This window comes from Paracoccus sp. (in: a-proteobacteria) (assembly GCF_030538655.1).
Taxonomy (GTDB): domain Bacteria; phylum Pseudomonadota; class Alphaproteobacteria; order Rhodobacterales; family Rhodobacteraceae; genus Paracoccus.
Genome location: NZ_JAUNTO010000006.1, coordinates 146,110 through 158,823, shown reverse-complemented (window position 1 = coordinate 158,823; position 12,714 = coordinate 146,110). Strand labels below are relative to the sequence as shown.

Genomic DNA, 12,714 nt, shown 5'->3' with positions numbered 1-12,714 from the left:
TATTGTCCTCCGATTGGATTGCCACGTTTGGCGGATGGGTTAGTGCCTTGCCGCGTCTGGTGCAAGTGCGGCAATGGCACCTGCGCAAGAATCGTGCTGAATCGGATTTATGTTGGCGCTAAATGTGCGCAGGTGGCGGTAAAGCGGCAGGAACGAGATGGACGAAACCGGGTTCTGGGGGCTGGCGGTGCTGGCTGCGGCGCTGGTCGGGATGGGCAAGGGTGGGCTGCCTGTCGTCGGGATGATGAGCGTGCCGGTGCTGGCCTTTGCCGTGCCGCCGGTGGTGGCAACGGCGATTCTGGCCCCGGTCTATGTCGTGTCGGATATGTTTGGGCTGTGGGCCTATCGCCGCGATTTCGACCGGCGGGTGGTGGCGATCATGGCTGCGGGGGCGACTTTGGGCGTTGCGCTTGGCTGGGCGACGGCGCGGATTGTGCCAGAGGCTGCCGTGACGCTGATGATCGGCCTGATTGGGGCGGTATTTGCGCTGCGGCTGATCTGGCAAAGCTGGCGCGGACGGGTGCCGCCGCCGCGTCCGGCACATGTCGGGCCGGGGGTGTTCTGGGGTGCGGTGACCGGGTTCACCAGCTTTGTCAGCCACGCCGGTGCGCCGCCGTTTCAGGTTTATGCCCTGCCGCTGCGCATGAACAAAGCGCGCTTTGCCGGGACGACGACAGTGCTGTTTGCCTATGTCAACGCGATCAAACTGGTGCCGTATTGGGCTTTGGGCGCGCTGAACTGGGGGAATATGTCGGTGTCGCTGCGCTTGCTTGTGCCTGCTGCTGCGGCGGTGTTTCTGGGCGTCTGGCTGGTGCGCGTTTTGCCCGAGCGGGTGTTTTTCGGCGCGGTGGTCTGGGCGCTGTTGCTGATTTCGCTGCGGCTGATCTGGGTGGCGCTAGTGTAAGTGGGGGCCAGCTCCCGTTCGCCGGGAAAAAGGTCCACTGGACCTTTTTCTGATCCGCCTCACCCCGTAAGATATTTTCAAACGAAAGACGGGCCGTGCTGCGCTGCGGCAAAGGGGCTTGCCATCTGTTGCGTGGCGGGTCAGTCTGACGCAACTTTTGATTTTGAGGTTGCTGATGGCCCGTCCTTACCGCTCTGTTCTGTATATCCCGGCTGCCAATGTTCGTGCGATGGAAAAGGCGCAAGGCTTGGCCGCAGATGCGATCATCTTTGATCTTGAGGATGCGGTGGCGCCCGATGCCAAGGTTGATGCGCGGGATGCGCTGGCGGCGGCTTTGACCAATGATTACGGGCGGCGCGCGCGGATCGTGCGGATCAACGGGCTGGATACCGAATGGGGCGCGGATGACGCCCGTGCGGCGGCGCAGATGGCCGGAGTGGATGCCGTGCTGATCCCCAAGGTGAACAGCCCCGCCGATCTGGACCGGGTGGTTGCACTGACCGGCGATCTGCCGTTGTGGGCGATGATGGAGACGGCCGCCGGGATGCTGAATGCCGCGGCCATTGCGGCGCATCCCCGTTTGCAGGGCATGGTCATGGGGACCAACGATCTGGCCAAGGAAATCGGCAGCCGGTTCCGGCCCGACCGTCTGGCGATGATGGCGGGGTTGGGCTTGTGTCTGCTGGCCGCCAAGGCGCATGGGCGGGTGATCGTGGACGGGGTGTTCAACGCCTTCAAGGACGAAGACGGGCTGCGGGTCGAATGCGATCAGGGCCGCGACATGGGTTTTGACGGCAAGACGCTGATCCATCCGGCGCAGCTTGAGGTGGCCAATGCCGCCTTTGCCCCGACCGAGGCGGAAATTGCGCTGGCCCGCCGTCAGATTGCCGCCTTTGACGAGGCGGTGGCAGCCGGGCAGGGGGTTGCCGTTGTAGACGGCAAGATCGTCGAGAACCTGCATGTCGAAACCGCCAAGGCCACGCTGGCCAAGGCGGATGCGATTGCCGCCATGGGCAACGCATGAGATAGTCGTCTCGACACATCCAGCCGAAAGGAAGCCAGATGTTACTGTTGATCCTGGGGGTGGCGCTGTGGTGGGCGTCGCATCTGTTCAAACGCATCGCACCCGGCCCGCGCGCGCGGATGGGGGATGCCGGGCGGGGGATGGTCACAGCGGGATTGCTGTTATCCATTGTGCTGATGGTCATCGGCTATCGTGCCACGGGCGGGCCGTATTGGTGGGGCGCGACCGGCGCGACCAAGGGCATCAACAACCTGCTGATGCTGATTGCGGTTTACCTGTTTGCCGCCTCGGGCATGAAAACCCGCGCGGCGCGGGTGATCCGGCACCCGATGCTGACCGGCTTTGCGCTGTGGGCCTTTGCGCATCTGTTGCCGAATGGCGACCTGCCCTCATTCGTGCTGTTCGGCGGGCTGCTGGCCTGGGCGCTGGTGGAAATCGCGGTGCTGAACCGGGCACAGCCGGGCTGGACCCCGCCGCCGCCCGCGCCGATGCGCAAAGAGATGATGGCCATTGCCGGCACCGTGATCGTTTACGCTGTCATGGCGCTGGTCCACATTTGGCTGGGCTATAACCCGTTCGGAGCGTGACATGCCGACCATCTACCGCCTGCTGACCGAAGACGACACATCGGCCTTTTGTCACAAAATCAGCCTTGCGCTGTCGAAAGGCTGGGCCTTGCATGGTGCGCCGACGATGGCCTTTGACCCGCTGCGCGGTGTGATGCGTTGCGCGCAGGCCGTGACCAAGGACATCGCCACCGATTATCACCCCGACATGAAACTGGGCGAACAATGAGCAAAACCAATCCCGGCCGTTTCTTTGAAGATTACCGCATGGGTCAGGTGATCCGTCACGCCGTGCCGCGCACCATCGCGGAAGGGGAACGGGCGCTGTATCATGCGCTGTATCCCGCCCGTCATGCGCTGTATTCCAGTGATGAATTTGCGGCGGATTGCGGGCTGGATGGCAGCCCGATGGATGATCTGATCGTCTTTCACACCGTATTCGGCAAGACGGTGCCGGATGTCAGCCTGAACGCGGTGGCGAACCTTGGCTATGCGCAGGGGCGCTGGCTGATGCCGGTCTGGCCGGGGGATACGCTGCGGTCGGAATCCGAGGTGATCGGGCTGAAACAGAACAGCAACGGCAAATCCGGCGTGGTTTACGTGCGCACGCGCGGGCTGAATCAGACCGGCGATGTGGTGTTGGAATATGTCCGTTGGGTGATGGTGCGCAAACGCGATGAGGCCGCGCCCGCGCCCGAAACCGTGGTGCCCGACCTGCCCGGCGTGGTGGACCCCGCCGATCTGGTGATCCCCGACGGGCTGGATTTCACCGATTACGACTTCGATCTGGCAGGCGAGCCGCATCGCTGGGGCGATTACGCCGTGGGCGAAAAGATCGACCATGTGGATGGCGTGACGATCGAAGAGGCAGAACATATGCTGGCCACCCGTCTGTGGCAGAACACCGCCAAGGTGCATTTCGACGCCACCAACCGCGAAGATGGGCGGCGGCTGATCTATGGCGGCCATGTCATCAGCATGGCCCGCGCGCTGTCCTTTAACGGGCTGGCGAATGCGCAGATGATCGTGGCGCTGAACGGCGGCGCCCATGCCAACCCGTGTTTTGCCGGCGATACCGTGCGGGCGTGGTCTGAGGTGCTGGACAAGACCGAGACCGATGCCCCCGGCGTCGGCGCGATCCGGCTGCGGCTGGTGGCGACCAAAGGGGACAGCGCCGCCTTTGCACTGAAAGGCGCGGATGGCAAATACGCGCCAGAGGTGCTGCTGGATCTGGATTACTGGGCGTTGATACCGCTCTGATCCCGGCCCGAATTTCGATTGACGCCTGCGCCCGCCACGCGCAGGCTTTTTCTTGACTCGCGCCGGGTGGATTGGGCATAAACCCGTTATCTGAACGAGCGTTCAATAACGGGGAGGGCCGGAATGTTCACGCAAGGGATGGAATTCGATCTGGGCGAGGATGTGAACGCGCTGCGCGATATGGTGCATCGCTGGGCGCAGGATCGGGTAAAACCGCTGGCGGCGCAGGCCGACAAGACCAACGAATTTCCGAATGAATTATGGACGGAAATGGGCGAACTCGGCCTTTTGGGCATCACCGTGCCAGAGGAATTTGGCGGCTCTGGCATGGGCTATCTGGCGCATGTGATCGCGGTCGAGGAACTGGCGCGGGCCAGCGCCTCGATCAGCCTGTCCTATGGCGCGCATTCGAATCTCTGCGTGAACCAGATCAAGCTGAACGGCACGGATGAGCAGCGCCGCAAATACCTGCCCGATCTGTGCAGCGGCAAGGCCGTCGGCGCGCTTGCCATGTCCGAGGAAGGCGCGGGGTCCGATGTCGTCAGCATGAAGCTGCGGGCCGAGAAAAAGAACGACCGTTTCGTGCTGAACGGCAACAAATACTGGATCACCAACGCGCCTGACGCGCAGACTTTGGTGGTTTATGCCAAGACCGACCCCGAGGCCGGGTCCAAGGGCATCACCGCATTCATCGTCGAACGCGGCATGGCCGGGTTTTCCACGTCGCCCCATTTCGACAAGCTGGGGATGCGCGGGTCCAACACGGGCGAGCTGATCTTTGAGAACTGCGAAATCCCCTTCGAAAACGTGCTGGGCGAAGAAGGGCGCGGCGTGCGTGTGCTGATGTCAGGCCTTGATTACGAACGTCTGGTTCTGTCGGGCATCGGCACCGGCATCATGGCCGCCTGTCTGGATGAGGTGATGCCCTACATGCGTGAACGCAAGCAGTTCGGCCAGCCCATCGGGAATTTCCAGCTGATGCAGGGCAAGATCGCCGATATGTATGTCGCGCTGAACACCGCCCGCGCCTATGTCTATGAGGTCGCCAAGGCCTGCGACGCGGGCAAGGTCACGCGGCAGGACGCGGCGGGCGCGGTGCTGTATGCCAGCGAACAGGGGATGGTGCAGGCGCATCAGGCGGTGCAGGCGCTTGGCGGGGCCGGGTTCCTGAACGACAGCGTGGTCAGCCGCCTGTTCCGCGACGCCAAGCTGATGGAGATCGGCGCGGGCACCAGCGAAATCCGCCGGATGCTGATTGGCCGCGAATTGATGGGCCTGACCTGACATGCCATGAACCGGCGGGCGCGCCCCGCGCCCGGCTTTGATGTGACAAGGAAATTATTATGCTTCGCCCTGCTTTGATCTCTATTGCCACGCTGATCACCCTGCCTGCCAGCGCGCAGGATGCGCGGAGCTATGACCCCGAAATCCTGCCCGCCTGTCTTGCGCAGCGACAGGGCGACGACCGCATGGCCTGCATCGGACTTGCCGCAGACGCCTGTTCCGACAGCTCGACCGCCGGAATGGTCCAGTGTCTGTCGGCCGAGGCGGCGGATTGGGACGCGCGGCTGAACGACGCCTATCAGGTGTTGTTGACTGACGCGCGGCAGGCCGACACCGAGGCCCGCGATCTGGGCAGCACCGCTGCCTCGATGGAAAAAACCCTGCGCGAGATGCAGCGGTCATGGATCACCTTCCGCGACGCCTCCTGCGCTTATGCGGCAGCGCAGTTTCAGGGCGGCACGGCGGCAGGCCCGGCGGTCGCCGATTGCGCGATGCAACTGACCGCCCGACAGGCGATCCTGCTGATGCGCCATGCGGGCGATGTGGAATAGCGCGCCGCCGCCCTTGTCACAGGGTGGCATGGAACGACCGAAAGGAGATGTCATGCGGTTGATCGCTCTTGCCGCCCTTGCCCTGGCCTCGCTGCCGGCGGCCCCGGCTCTGGCCGGCGATTCCTCGGGTTTCGATCCGGCTGCCATCGACCAGTGCCTGGCCGACAGTCCCGGCGCGACCTGTGCCACCGCAGGGATGCAGTTCTGCCTGGATTACGTTCAGAAGGAACACCCCGACGTCGCCAGTGCCGAGCGTGAACTGGGCTGTCTCGATGCCAGCCATCAGGCATGGGAGGCGCGGTTGACGCAAATCTATGACGCGCTGCTTGATCGCGCCGCCGAGAATAGCCCCGAGACCCAGGCCGCCGTCCGCGAGATGGAACGCGCTTGGATCGCTTTTCGCGACGCGCGCTGCGCCATGGCCGCGCGGCTGTCTGGCGATACCGCCGCAGAACCATCCTGCCTGCGCGACGAGGTGGCCCGCCACGCCGCCCTGTTGCAAGCCTATGTCGAGGCGACCCGCGAATGACGGGATTGCCCGATATACCGGCGCGCGGACGGTTTTCCCGCACCTGCGCAGCGATTCGGCCAGCACCGATCTGCGCAACCTCGCCCTGCGATACGTCCACCTGCGCCTTGCGCCCCTTGTCACATCCGCACCCTGATCCGAAAGGCATGGCCTCATGAAACTGATCTCGTCCGCGATTGCTTCATCCGATGCCTTCAAGGCCAACCGCGCGGCGCATCTGGATCTGTTGGACACCGCGCGGCAGGCCGCGCTGGCCGCAGCGGCGGGCGGTGGCGCTGCGGCGATGGAGCGGCATATCTCGCGCGGCAAGATGGCCCCGCGTGACCGGGTGGCGAACCTTTTGGACCCCGGTAGCCCATTTTTGGAAATCGGCGCGACGGCGGCGCATGACATGTATGACGGCGCGGCCCCCGGCGCAGGCGTGATTGCCGGGATCGGGCGGGTGCATGGGCAGGATGTGATGGTCGTGGCCAATGACGCGACGGTCAAGGGCGGCACCTATTACCCGATGACCGTCAAGAAACACCTGCGCGCGCAGGAGATCGCCGAGCAGTGCAACCTGCCTTGCGTCTATCTGGTCGATAGCGGCGGGGCGAACCTGCCCAATCAGGACGAGGTGTTCCCCGACCGCGACCATTTCGGGCGCATCTTTTACAATCAGGCCCGCATGTCCGCCAAGGGGATCGCGCAGATCGCGGTTGTGATGGGGTCTTGCACGGCGGGCGGCGCTTATGTGCCTGCCATGTCGGATGTCACGATCATTGTGCGCAACCAAGGCACGATCTTTCTGGCTGGCCCGCCCTTGGTCAAGGCCGCGACGGGCGAGGTGGTCAGCGCCGAAGATCTGGGCGGCGGCGATGTTCACACCCGCCTGTCGGGCGTGGCCGATTATCTGGCCGAGGATGACGCTCATGCCTTGGCCATGGCGCGGCGCGCGATTGGCAACCTGAACCGGCACCTGCCGCAGACCGTGGCCTGGCAATCACCCGAAGACCCCGCCTATGACCCCGAGGAAATCCTCGGCATCGTCCCCGGCGATCTGCGCACCCCCTATGACATCCGCGAGGTGATCGCGCGGGTGGTGGACGGGTCTCGGTTCGATGAATTCAAGGCGCGGTTCGGGGAAACGCTGGTCACGGGGTTTGCGCATATTCAGGGCTGCCCGGTCGGCATCATCGCCAACAACGGCGTGCTGTTTTCCGAGGCCGCGCAAAAGGGCGCGCATTTCATCGAACTCTGTTCACAGCGCGGCACGCCGATCATTTTCCTGCAAAACATCACCGGATTCATGGTCGGCCGGAAATACGAGAACGAGGGCATCGCCCGCCACGGCGCCAAGATGGTGACGGCGGTGGCAACGACCAATGTGCCGAAGATCACCATGCTGGTCGGCGGCTCGTTCGGGGCGGGCAATTACGGCATGTCGGGCCGCGCCTATAGCCCGCGCTTCCTGTGGACATGGCCGAACAGCCGCATTTCGGTGATGGGGGGCGAGCAGGCGGCAGGCGTTCTGGCCACCGTCCGCCGCGACGGGATCGAGCGCAAGGGCGGCAGCTGGTCCGCCGAGGAGGAGGCCGAGTTCAAGCGCCCCACCATCGAGATGTTCGACCGGCAGTCGCATCCCTTATATGCGTCGGCGCGGCTGTGGGATGACGGCATCATTGATCCGCGCAAGACCCGCGACGTGCTGGGCCTGTCCTTGCGCGCCAGCCTGAATGCCCCGATCGAGCCGACGCGCTTTGGCGTCTTCCGTATGTGAGGGTTGATATGGCGGGTGCCTCCGGCGGGGATATTTCTGGACAGAAGATGCGGCTGGCGGAGCGTTGGCCGGGGGCTTTGTGGTGCGATTTCGGGGATAGTCCGGAATTGTCGGCGCATTTGCTTGGGCTGATCCGGTCGGGGGCAAAGACGGCGACCTGCGGCGCTTTGCGCGATTATCAGGCGGTGGGCGATCCGCTGCCGCGCGCGGGTGATGTGATGATCGCGCGGGATCATAGCGGGCAACCGGCGCTGGTGTATGAGCTGACCGAGGTGGTTATTCGGCCCTTTGACGAGGTGCCCGAGGAATTCGCCTTGGCCGAGGGTGAAGGCGATTTCGCCGCCTGGCGCGCGGCGCATGAGGCGTTTTTCGCCCGGAACGGTGGATTTTCGTCCGATATGCCGGTGGTTTGCGAGCGGTTTCGTCTGATCGAGGTGCTGGCGTGATCCGGGTCTGGCAGGGGGATATAACGACGCTGACCGTGGATGCCATTGTCAATGCGGCCAACGAAAGCCTGCTGGGTGGTGGTGGTGTCGATGGTGCCATTCATCGCGCTGCCGGGCCGGGACTGCTGGCAGAGTGTCGCAAGATCGGCGGTTGTCCCACCGGGCAGGCGCGGATCACCGGCGGGCACAATCTGCCGGCGCGGCATGTCATTCACACGGTCGGCCCGGTTTGGCACGGCGGCGGGCAGGGCGAGGCGGCGTTGCTGGCCTCGGCCTATCGCAGCTCGCTGAAAGTGGCGCGGCAGGCGGGGCTGCGCAGCATTGCCTTTCCGGCGATTTCGACCGGGGTTTACCGCTTTCCGCCGGATCAGGCGGCGCGGATCGCGGTTGAGACCATCCGCGCCCATGGCGAGGGGCTGGAGGTGACGCTGGTTGCCTTTGATGCGGCGTCGGCTGCGGTGCTGGAACGGGCGCTGGCCGGGGGCAGGGATGATGCGGTTGGCCGTTTCTGTGGCGGGCGTTATAGTCCGGGCGTGTGTTTCAACTGATGAGTATGTCATGACCCGTGCCCCCGCCAACCTTTCACCAACAGGTGCCGTATGAGTGTCGGTGCCGTTATCATTGGCCGGAACGAGGGCGAACGGCTGGTTCGCGCGCTGGCCGCCGCCCGTCGTGATCTGTCGCCCATCGTTTATGTGGACAGCGGATCGACCGATGACAGTGTTCAGGCAGCCTTGGCCGCCGGGGCTGTGGTGGTTGAACTGGACATGTCGCAGCCGTTTACCGCTGCACGGGCGCGGAATGCGGGCTTTGCGGCCTTTGGTGACAACCCGCCGGACTTCGTGCAATTCATCGACGGCGATTGCGAGATGGTGCCGGGCTGGACCGACACCGCGCTGACTTTTCTGGCTGCCCATCCCAAGGCCGCCATTGCTGCGGGCCGGGTGCGCGAACGCCACCCCGAAGCCAGTGTTTACAACCGGCTGTGTGATGCCGAATGGGATACGCCCATTGGTGAAAGCGATGCGGTGGGTGGTATCTTTATGGCGCGTTCGGCGGCTTTCGCCGGGGTTGGCGGCTTTGATGCCAAGCTGATCGCGGGCGAAGAACCCGAGTTGTGCCGTCGCCTGCGGGGCGCGGGCTGGACGGTCTGGCGGCTGGATGCCGAGATGACCCTGCATGACGCGGCGATGACCCGCTTTGGCCAATGGTGGCGGCGCGCGCGCCGGGGTGGTCATGCGGCGGCTGAAGGTGCGGCCTTGCCGGGGCCGGTGCCCGATGTGATCGCGCAGGGGCAGGTGCGGCGGGCGCTGATCTGGGGATTCGGCATTCCTTTGGCGGTGCTGCTGGCCGGGCTGATCGTGTCGCCATGGGCCTTGCTGTTGTTGCTGATCTACCCCGTTCAGATCGTGCGTCTTGCGCGTCGGCGGGGTTTTGAATGGGCGCTGTTCAACACATTGGGAAAATTTCCCGAGGCATTGGGCGCCCTGCAATATCACTGGGGCCGGTTCACGCGGCGTCGCCAGACTTTGATCGAATATAAATAGCGGCCCGCGGATAGGGCAAAAGGGGGAGATATGTTCAGCAAGATCCTGATCGCCAACCGGGGCGAGATTGCCTGCCGCGTGATCGACACCTGCCGCCGTCTGGGGGTGTCCCCGGTCGCGGTCTATTCCGACGCCGACCGGGGCGCGCGCCATGTGGCCATGGCCGATGAGGCGGTGCATATCGGCGGCCCCGCCCCTGCCGACAGTTACCTGCGCGGAGATGTCATCATTCAGGCGGCGCTGGATACCGGCGCGCAGGCGATCCATCCGGGCTATGGCTTTCTGTCGGAAAACCCCGAATTCGTCGATGCGGTGCAGGCGGCGGGTCTGGTGTTCATTGGCCCGGATGCCGCTGCGATCCGCGCGATGGGCCTGAAGGATGCCGCCAAAGAATTGATGGACAAGGCCGGCGTGCCGGTCGTTCCCGGCTATCAGGGCGAAAATCAGGATGCCGCCCATCTTGAGGCCGAGGCGGGCAAGATCGGCTATCCGGTCCTGATCAAGGCCGTCGCGGGCGGCGGCGGCAAGGGGATGCGTCTGGTCGAACGCGCCGGTGATTTCGCCGCCGCGCTGGATTCGGCGCAGTCCGAGGCGGCGAAGGCCTTTGGCAACCCGAACGTGCTGATCGAGAAATACATCCAGCAGCCCCGCCATATCGAGGTGCAGGTGTTCGGCGATGGCACCCGCGCGGTGCATCTGTTTGAACGCGACTGTTCGCTTCAGCGCCGCCACCAGAAGGTGATCGAGGAAGCCCCAGCCCCCGACATGCCCGAAAACGTGCGCGCCGTGATGGGCGCGGCGGCGGTCCGCGCGGCCGAGGCGATCGGTTACAAGGGCGCAGGCACGATCGAATTCATCGTCGATGGCTCGGGCGGGCTGCGCGAGGATGGGTTCTGGTTCATGGAGATGAACACCCGCCTGCAAGTCGAACACCCCGTGACCGAGGCGATCACCGGCGTCGATCTGGTCGAATGGCAGCTGCGCGTTGCGGCGGGCGAACCGCTGCCCGCGCGGCAGGAAGATCTGTCGATCCACGGCCACGCCTTCGAGGCGCGGCTTTACGCCGAGGATGTTCCCGCAGGCTTTCTGCCCGCGACCGGCACGCTGGCGCATCTGGCCTTCCCGGATGCCGCGCGGATCGAAACGGGCGTGCGGCAGGGCGACACGATCAGCCCGTGGTATGACCCGATGATCGCCAAGATCATCACCCACGGCGCCACCCGCGCCATCGCCCTGCGCGCGCTTGAGGCGGCGCTGATCGACACCGAAGTGGCGGGGTCGGTCACGAACCTCGAATTCCTGATCGCCCTGACCCGGCACGAGGGTTTCCGCAAGGGCGAGGTCGATACCGGCCTGATCGGGCGCGACCTTGACGATCTGGTCGCCGCCAGCGAGCCTGACCCGCGCACCCGTGCCTTGGCCGTGGTGGGGCTTGCGGGCCTTGCCGATCCGGACGCGCGCGGCGGCATGACGCTGTGGCAACCCCTGCGCCGCACCGTAACGTGGGACGGCGGCGAGGCAGTGATCGAGGTGCAAGGCCCCGGCGCGGCCCGCGTCACGCTGGACGGTCAGGCCCATGAGGTCCGCTGGCAGGGCAACCGCTGGTGGGTCGATGACAGCCTGCGCCGGTCGCGCATCGTCAGCCACCCGGCGGGCGTCTCGGTCTTTGGCGGGCGCAGCCTGACGTTGGTGCCGCTGGACCCGTTGGATCGCAAGGGCGAGGAAACGGGCGGCGGGCTGACGCTTTCGCCGATGCCGGGCCTTGTGAAATCGGTCTTTGTGACGGCGGGCCAGCAGGTTGCGGCAGGCGACCGTCTGTGCATCCTAGAGGCGATGAAGATGGAACACACCCTGACCGCCGCCCGCGATGGCACGGTGGCCGAGGTGCTGGCGCAGGCCGGCGATCAGGTCGAGGCTGGCGCCCCGCTGATCCGCCTTGAAGACGACACCGAAGCAGCAGCATAAGGAACGATCCGATGAAACTCAGCGCAAGAAACGTCCTGAACGGCAAAGTGGTCGAGATTCAGAAAGGCGCGGTGAACGCCATCGTCCGCATCGACATTGGCGGGTCGGTCATCACATCGTCCATCACCAATGCGGCGGTCGAGGAACTGGGCCTTGCCGTCGGCGACAGCGCCGCCGCGATCATCAAGGCCAGCGATGTGATGATCGGCAAGGAATGACCAGCGTGCCGATGATCCACCTGCACCACGCCCCCGGCTCTCGCAGTTTCCGGGTGATCTGGCTGCTGGAGGAGTTGGGGCTGGACTATGACCTGACCGCCTATGACTTCACCGATGGCAGCCTGCGCAGCGCGGATCATCTGGCCCGGTCCCCGGCTGGCAAGGTGCCTGCGCTGGAATTGGACGACGCGGCGCTGTTTGAATCCGGCGCGATCATCCAATATCTGACGGAACGCGAAGGGCGGCTTGCCCCCGAGCCCGGCGACCTTGAACGCGCCGATTTCCTGCAATGGCTGCATTTCGCGGAAACGCAGGGCATCTGCATCCAGAACCTGAACATCCAGTATAACTTTATCCGGCCAGAGGCGGCGCGGTCTGTGCCGTTCATCAAGCTGGAAACCAAGCGGCTGGCGGTCAGCGCCCGCGCGTTGGAAAAGCGGCTGACCGGGCGCGATCACCTGCTGGACAGCGGCTTTTCCGCTGCCGACTGCATGTTTGGCTTTAACGTCCGCTCGCTGTTCCACTTCCTGCCCGCCGCCGATTACCCACACATCGCTGCATGGTGGGACCGCATGCAGGCCCGCCCCGCCTGCGCCCGCGCGCTGGCCCGCGAGGGCGGCGATATGCTGCACGGCTTTTACCAGATCCCCGAGGGCTGACC

The 12,714-nt window shown here is 64.8% G+C and carries 15 protein-coding genes; all 15 read left to right on the top strand.

All coding sequences use genetic code 11. The features are described 5' to 3' along the window. The first annotated feature begins 157 nt into the window (after positions 1-157). The 15 genes from Q4G22_RS06335 to Q4G22_RS06265 all read left to right on the top strand — a co-directional run bounded on the left by Q4G22_RS06335 (position 158) and on the right by Q4G22_RS06265 (position 12,712). Positions 158-904, top strand: coding sequence for a sulfite exporter TauE/SafE family protein (locus Q4G22_RS06335; RefSeq protein WP_303385055.1), 747 nt, complete (start codon positions 158-160; stop codon positions 902-904). Positions 905-1,079: 175 nt separating this feature from the next. Then, entirely contained in the window at positions 1,080-1,928 is an 849-nt protein-coding gene (locus Q4G22_RS06330; protein WP_303385054.1) for a CoA ester lyase, read from the top strand. Between the two features lie 38 nt (positions 1,929-1,966). After that, positions 1,967-2,515, top strand: a complete 549-nt coding sequence (locus Q4G22_RS06325; RefSeq protein WP_303385053.1) for an NnrU family protein — start codon at positions 1,967-1,969, stop codon at positions 2,513-2,515. 1 nt (position 2,516) lies between these two features. Beyond that, entirely contained in the window at positions 2,517-2,723 is a 207-nt protein-coding gene (locus Q4G22_RS06320) for a DUF1737 domain-containing protein (RefSeq protein ID WP_303385052.1), read from the top strand. Further along, entirely contained in the window at positions 2,720-3,754 is a 1,035-nt protein-coding gene (locus Q4G22_RS06315; protein WP_303385051.1) for a MaoC family dehydratase, read from the top strand. Before Q4G22_RS06320 ends, Q4G22_RS06315 begins: the two co-directional genes overlap by 4 nt. Before the next feature lie 123 nt (positions 3,755-3,877). Then, complete coding sequence (locus Q4G22_RS06310) at positions 3,878-5,038, top strand: isovaleryl-CoA dehydrogenase (RefSeq protein WP_303385050.1); 1,161 nt, start codon at positions 3,878-3,880, stop codon at positions 5,036-5,038. A 59-nt stretch (positions 5,039-5,097) separates the two neighbouring features. After that, positions 5,098-5,589: a lysozyme inhibitor LprI family protein gene (locus Q4G22_RS06305; RefSeq protein ID WP_303385049.1), complete on the top strand. Its 492-nt coding sequence runs from the start codon at positions 5,098-5,100 to the stop codon at positions 5,587-5,589. A 52-nt stretch (positions 5,590-5,641) separates the two neighbouring features. Next, the gene (locus Q4G22_RS06300) at positions 5,642-6,118 is read left to right on the top strand and encodes a lysozyme inhibitor LprI family protein (RefSeq protein ID WP_303385048.1); all 477 of its coding nucleotides are present in this window, start codon (positions 5,642-5,644) and stop codon (positions 6,116-6,118) included. 154 nt (positions 6,119-6,272) lie between these two features. Further along, positions 6,273-7,877 carry a carboxyl transferase domain-containing protein gene (locus Q4G22_RS06295; protein WP_303385047.1) on the top strand — a complete coding sequence of 535 codons (1,605 nt, stop codon included), beginning with the start codon at positions 6,273-6,275 and terminating at the stop codon, positions 7,875-7,877. Between the two features lie 8 nt (positions 7,878-7,885). Continuing rightward, the gene (locus Q4G22_RS06290) at positions 7,886-8,323 is read left to right on the top strand and encodes an ASCH domain-containing protein (protein ID WP_303385046.1); all 438 of its coding nucleotides are present in this window, start codon (positions 7,886-7,888) and stop codon (positions 8,321-8,323) included. After that, complete coding sequence (locus Q4G22_RS06285) at positions 8,320-8,871, top strand: O-acetyl-ADP-ribose deacetylase (protein ID WP_303385045.1); 552 nt, start codon at positions 8,320-8,322, stop codon at positions 8,869-8,871. The genes Q4G22_RS06290 and Q4G22_RS06285 overlap by 4 nt, the downstream gene beginning before the upstream one ends. A 51-nt stretch (positions 8,872-8,922) precedes the next feature. After that, the gene (locus Q4G22_RS06280; protein ID WP_303385044.1) at positions 8,923-9,870 is read left to right on the top strand and encodes a glycosyltransferase family 2 protein; all 948 of its coding nucleotides are present in this window, start codon (positions 8,923-8,925) and stop codon (positions 9,868-9,870) included. A gap of 30 nt (positions 9,871-9,900) precedes the next feature. Continuing rightward, the gene (locus Q4G22_RS06275) at positions 9,901-11,835 is read left to right on the top strand and encodes an acetyl/propionyl/methylcrotonyl-CoA carboxylase subunit alpha (RefSeq protein ID WP_303385043.1); all 1,935 of its coding nucleotides are present in this window, start codon (positions 9,901-9,903) and stop codon (positions 11,833-11,835) included. An 11-nt stretch (positions 11,836-11,846) separates the two neighbouring features. After that, positions 11,847-12,053, top strand: coding sequence for a molybdopterin-binding protein (locus Q4G22_RS06270; protein WP_303385042.1), 207 nt, complete (start codon positions 11,847-11,849; stop codon positions 12,051-12,053). Further along, positions 12,050-12,712, top strand: coding sequence for a glutathione S-transferase family protein (locus tag Q4G22_RS06265; RefSeq protein WP_303385041.1), 663 nt, complete (start codon positions 12,050-12,052; stop codon positions 12,710-12,712). The genes Q4G22_RS06270 and Q4G22_RS06265 overlap by 4 nt, the downstream gene beginning before the upstream one ends. Positions 12,713-12,714: the final 2 nt, after the last annotated feature.

Bases quoted from the DNA above. Each gene is read 5' to 3' on its own strand.
- Q4G22_RS06290 (WP_303385046.1), top strand. From the start codon at position 7,886: ATGGCGGGTGCCTCCGGCGGGGATATTTCTGGACAGAAGATGCGGCTG.
- Q4G22_RS06270 (WP_303385042.1), top strand. From the start codon at position 11,847: ATGAAACTCAGCGCAAGAAACGTCCTGAACGGCAAAGTGGTCGAGATT.
- Q4G22_RS06330 (WP_303385054.1), top strand. From the start codon at position 1,080: ATGGCCCGTCCTTACCGCTCTGTTCTGTATATCCCGGCTGCCAATGTT.
- Q4G22_RS06305 (WP_303385049.1), top strand. From the start codon at position 5,098: ATGCTTCGCCCTGCTTTGATCTCTATTGCCACGCTGATCACCCTGCCT.
- Q4G22_RS06335 (WP_303385055.1), top strand. From the start codon at position 158: ATGGACGAAACCGGGTTCTGGGGGCTGGCGGTGCTGGCTGCGGCGCTG.
- Q4G22_RS06320 (WP_303385052.1), top strand. From the start codon at position 2,517: ATGCCGACCATCTACCGCCTGCTGACCGAAGACGACACATCGGCCTTT.
- Q4G22_RS06295 (WP_303385047.1), top strand. From the start codon at position 6,273: ATGAAACTGATCTCGTCCGCGATTGCTTCATCCGATGCCTTCAAGGCC.
- Q4G22_RS06265 (WP_303385041.1), top strand. From the start codon at position 12,050: ATGACCAGCGTGCCGATGATCCACCTGCACCACGCCCCCGGCTCTCGC.
- Q4G22_RS06325 (WP_303385053.1), top strand. From the start codon at position 1,967: ATGTTACTGTTGATCCTGGGGGTGGCGCTGTGGTGGGCGTCGCATCTG.
- Q4G22_RS06275 (WP_303385043.1), top strand. From the start codon at position 9,901: ATGTTCAGCAAGATCCTGATCGCCAACCGGGGCGAGATTGCCTGCCGC.
- Q4G22_RS06300 (WP_303385048.1), top strand. From the start codon at position 5,642: ATGCGGTTGATCGCTCTTGCCGCCCTTGCCCTGGCCTCGCTGCCGGCG.
- Q4G22_RS06310 (WP_303385050.1), top strand. From the start codon at position 3,878: ATGTTCACGCAAGGGATGGAATTCGATCTGGGCGAGGATGTGAACGCG.
- Q4G22_RS06280 (WP_303385044.1), top strand. From the start codon at position 8,923: ATGAGTGTCGGTGCCGTTATCATTGGCCGGAACGAGGGCGAACGGCTG.
- Q4G22_RS06315 (WP_303385051.1), top strand. From the start codon at position 2,720: ATGAGCAAAACCAATCCCGGCCGTTTCTTTGAAGATTACCGCATGGGT.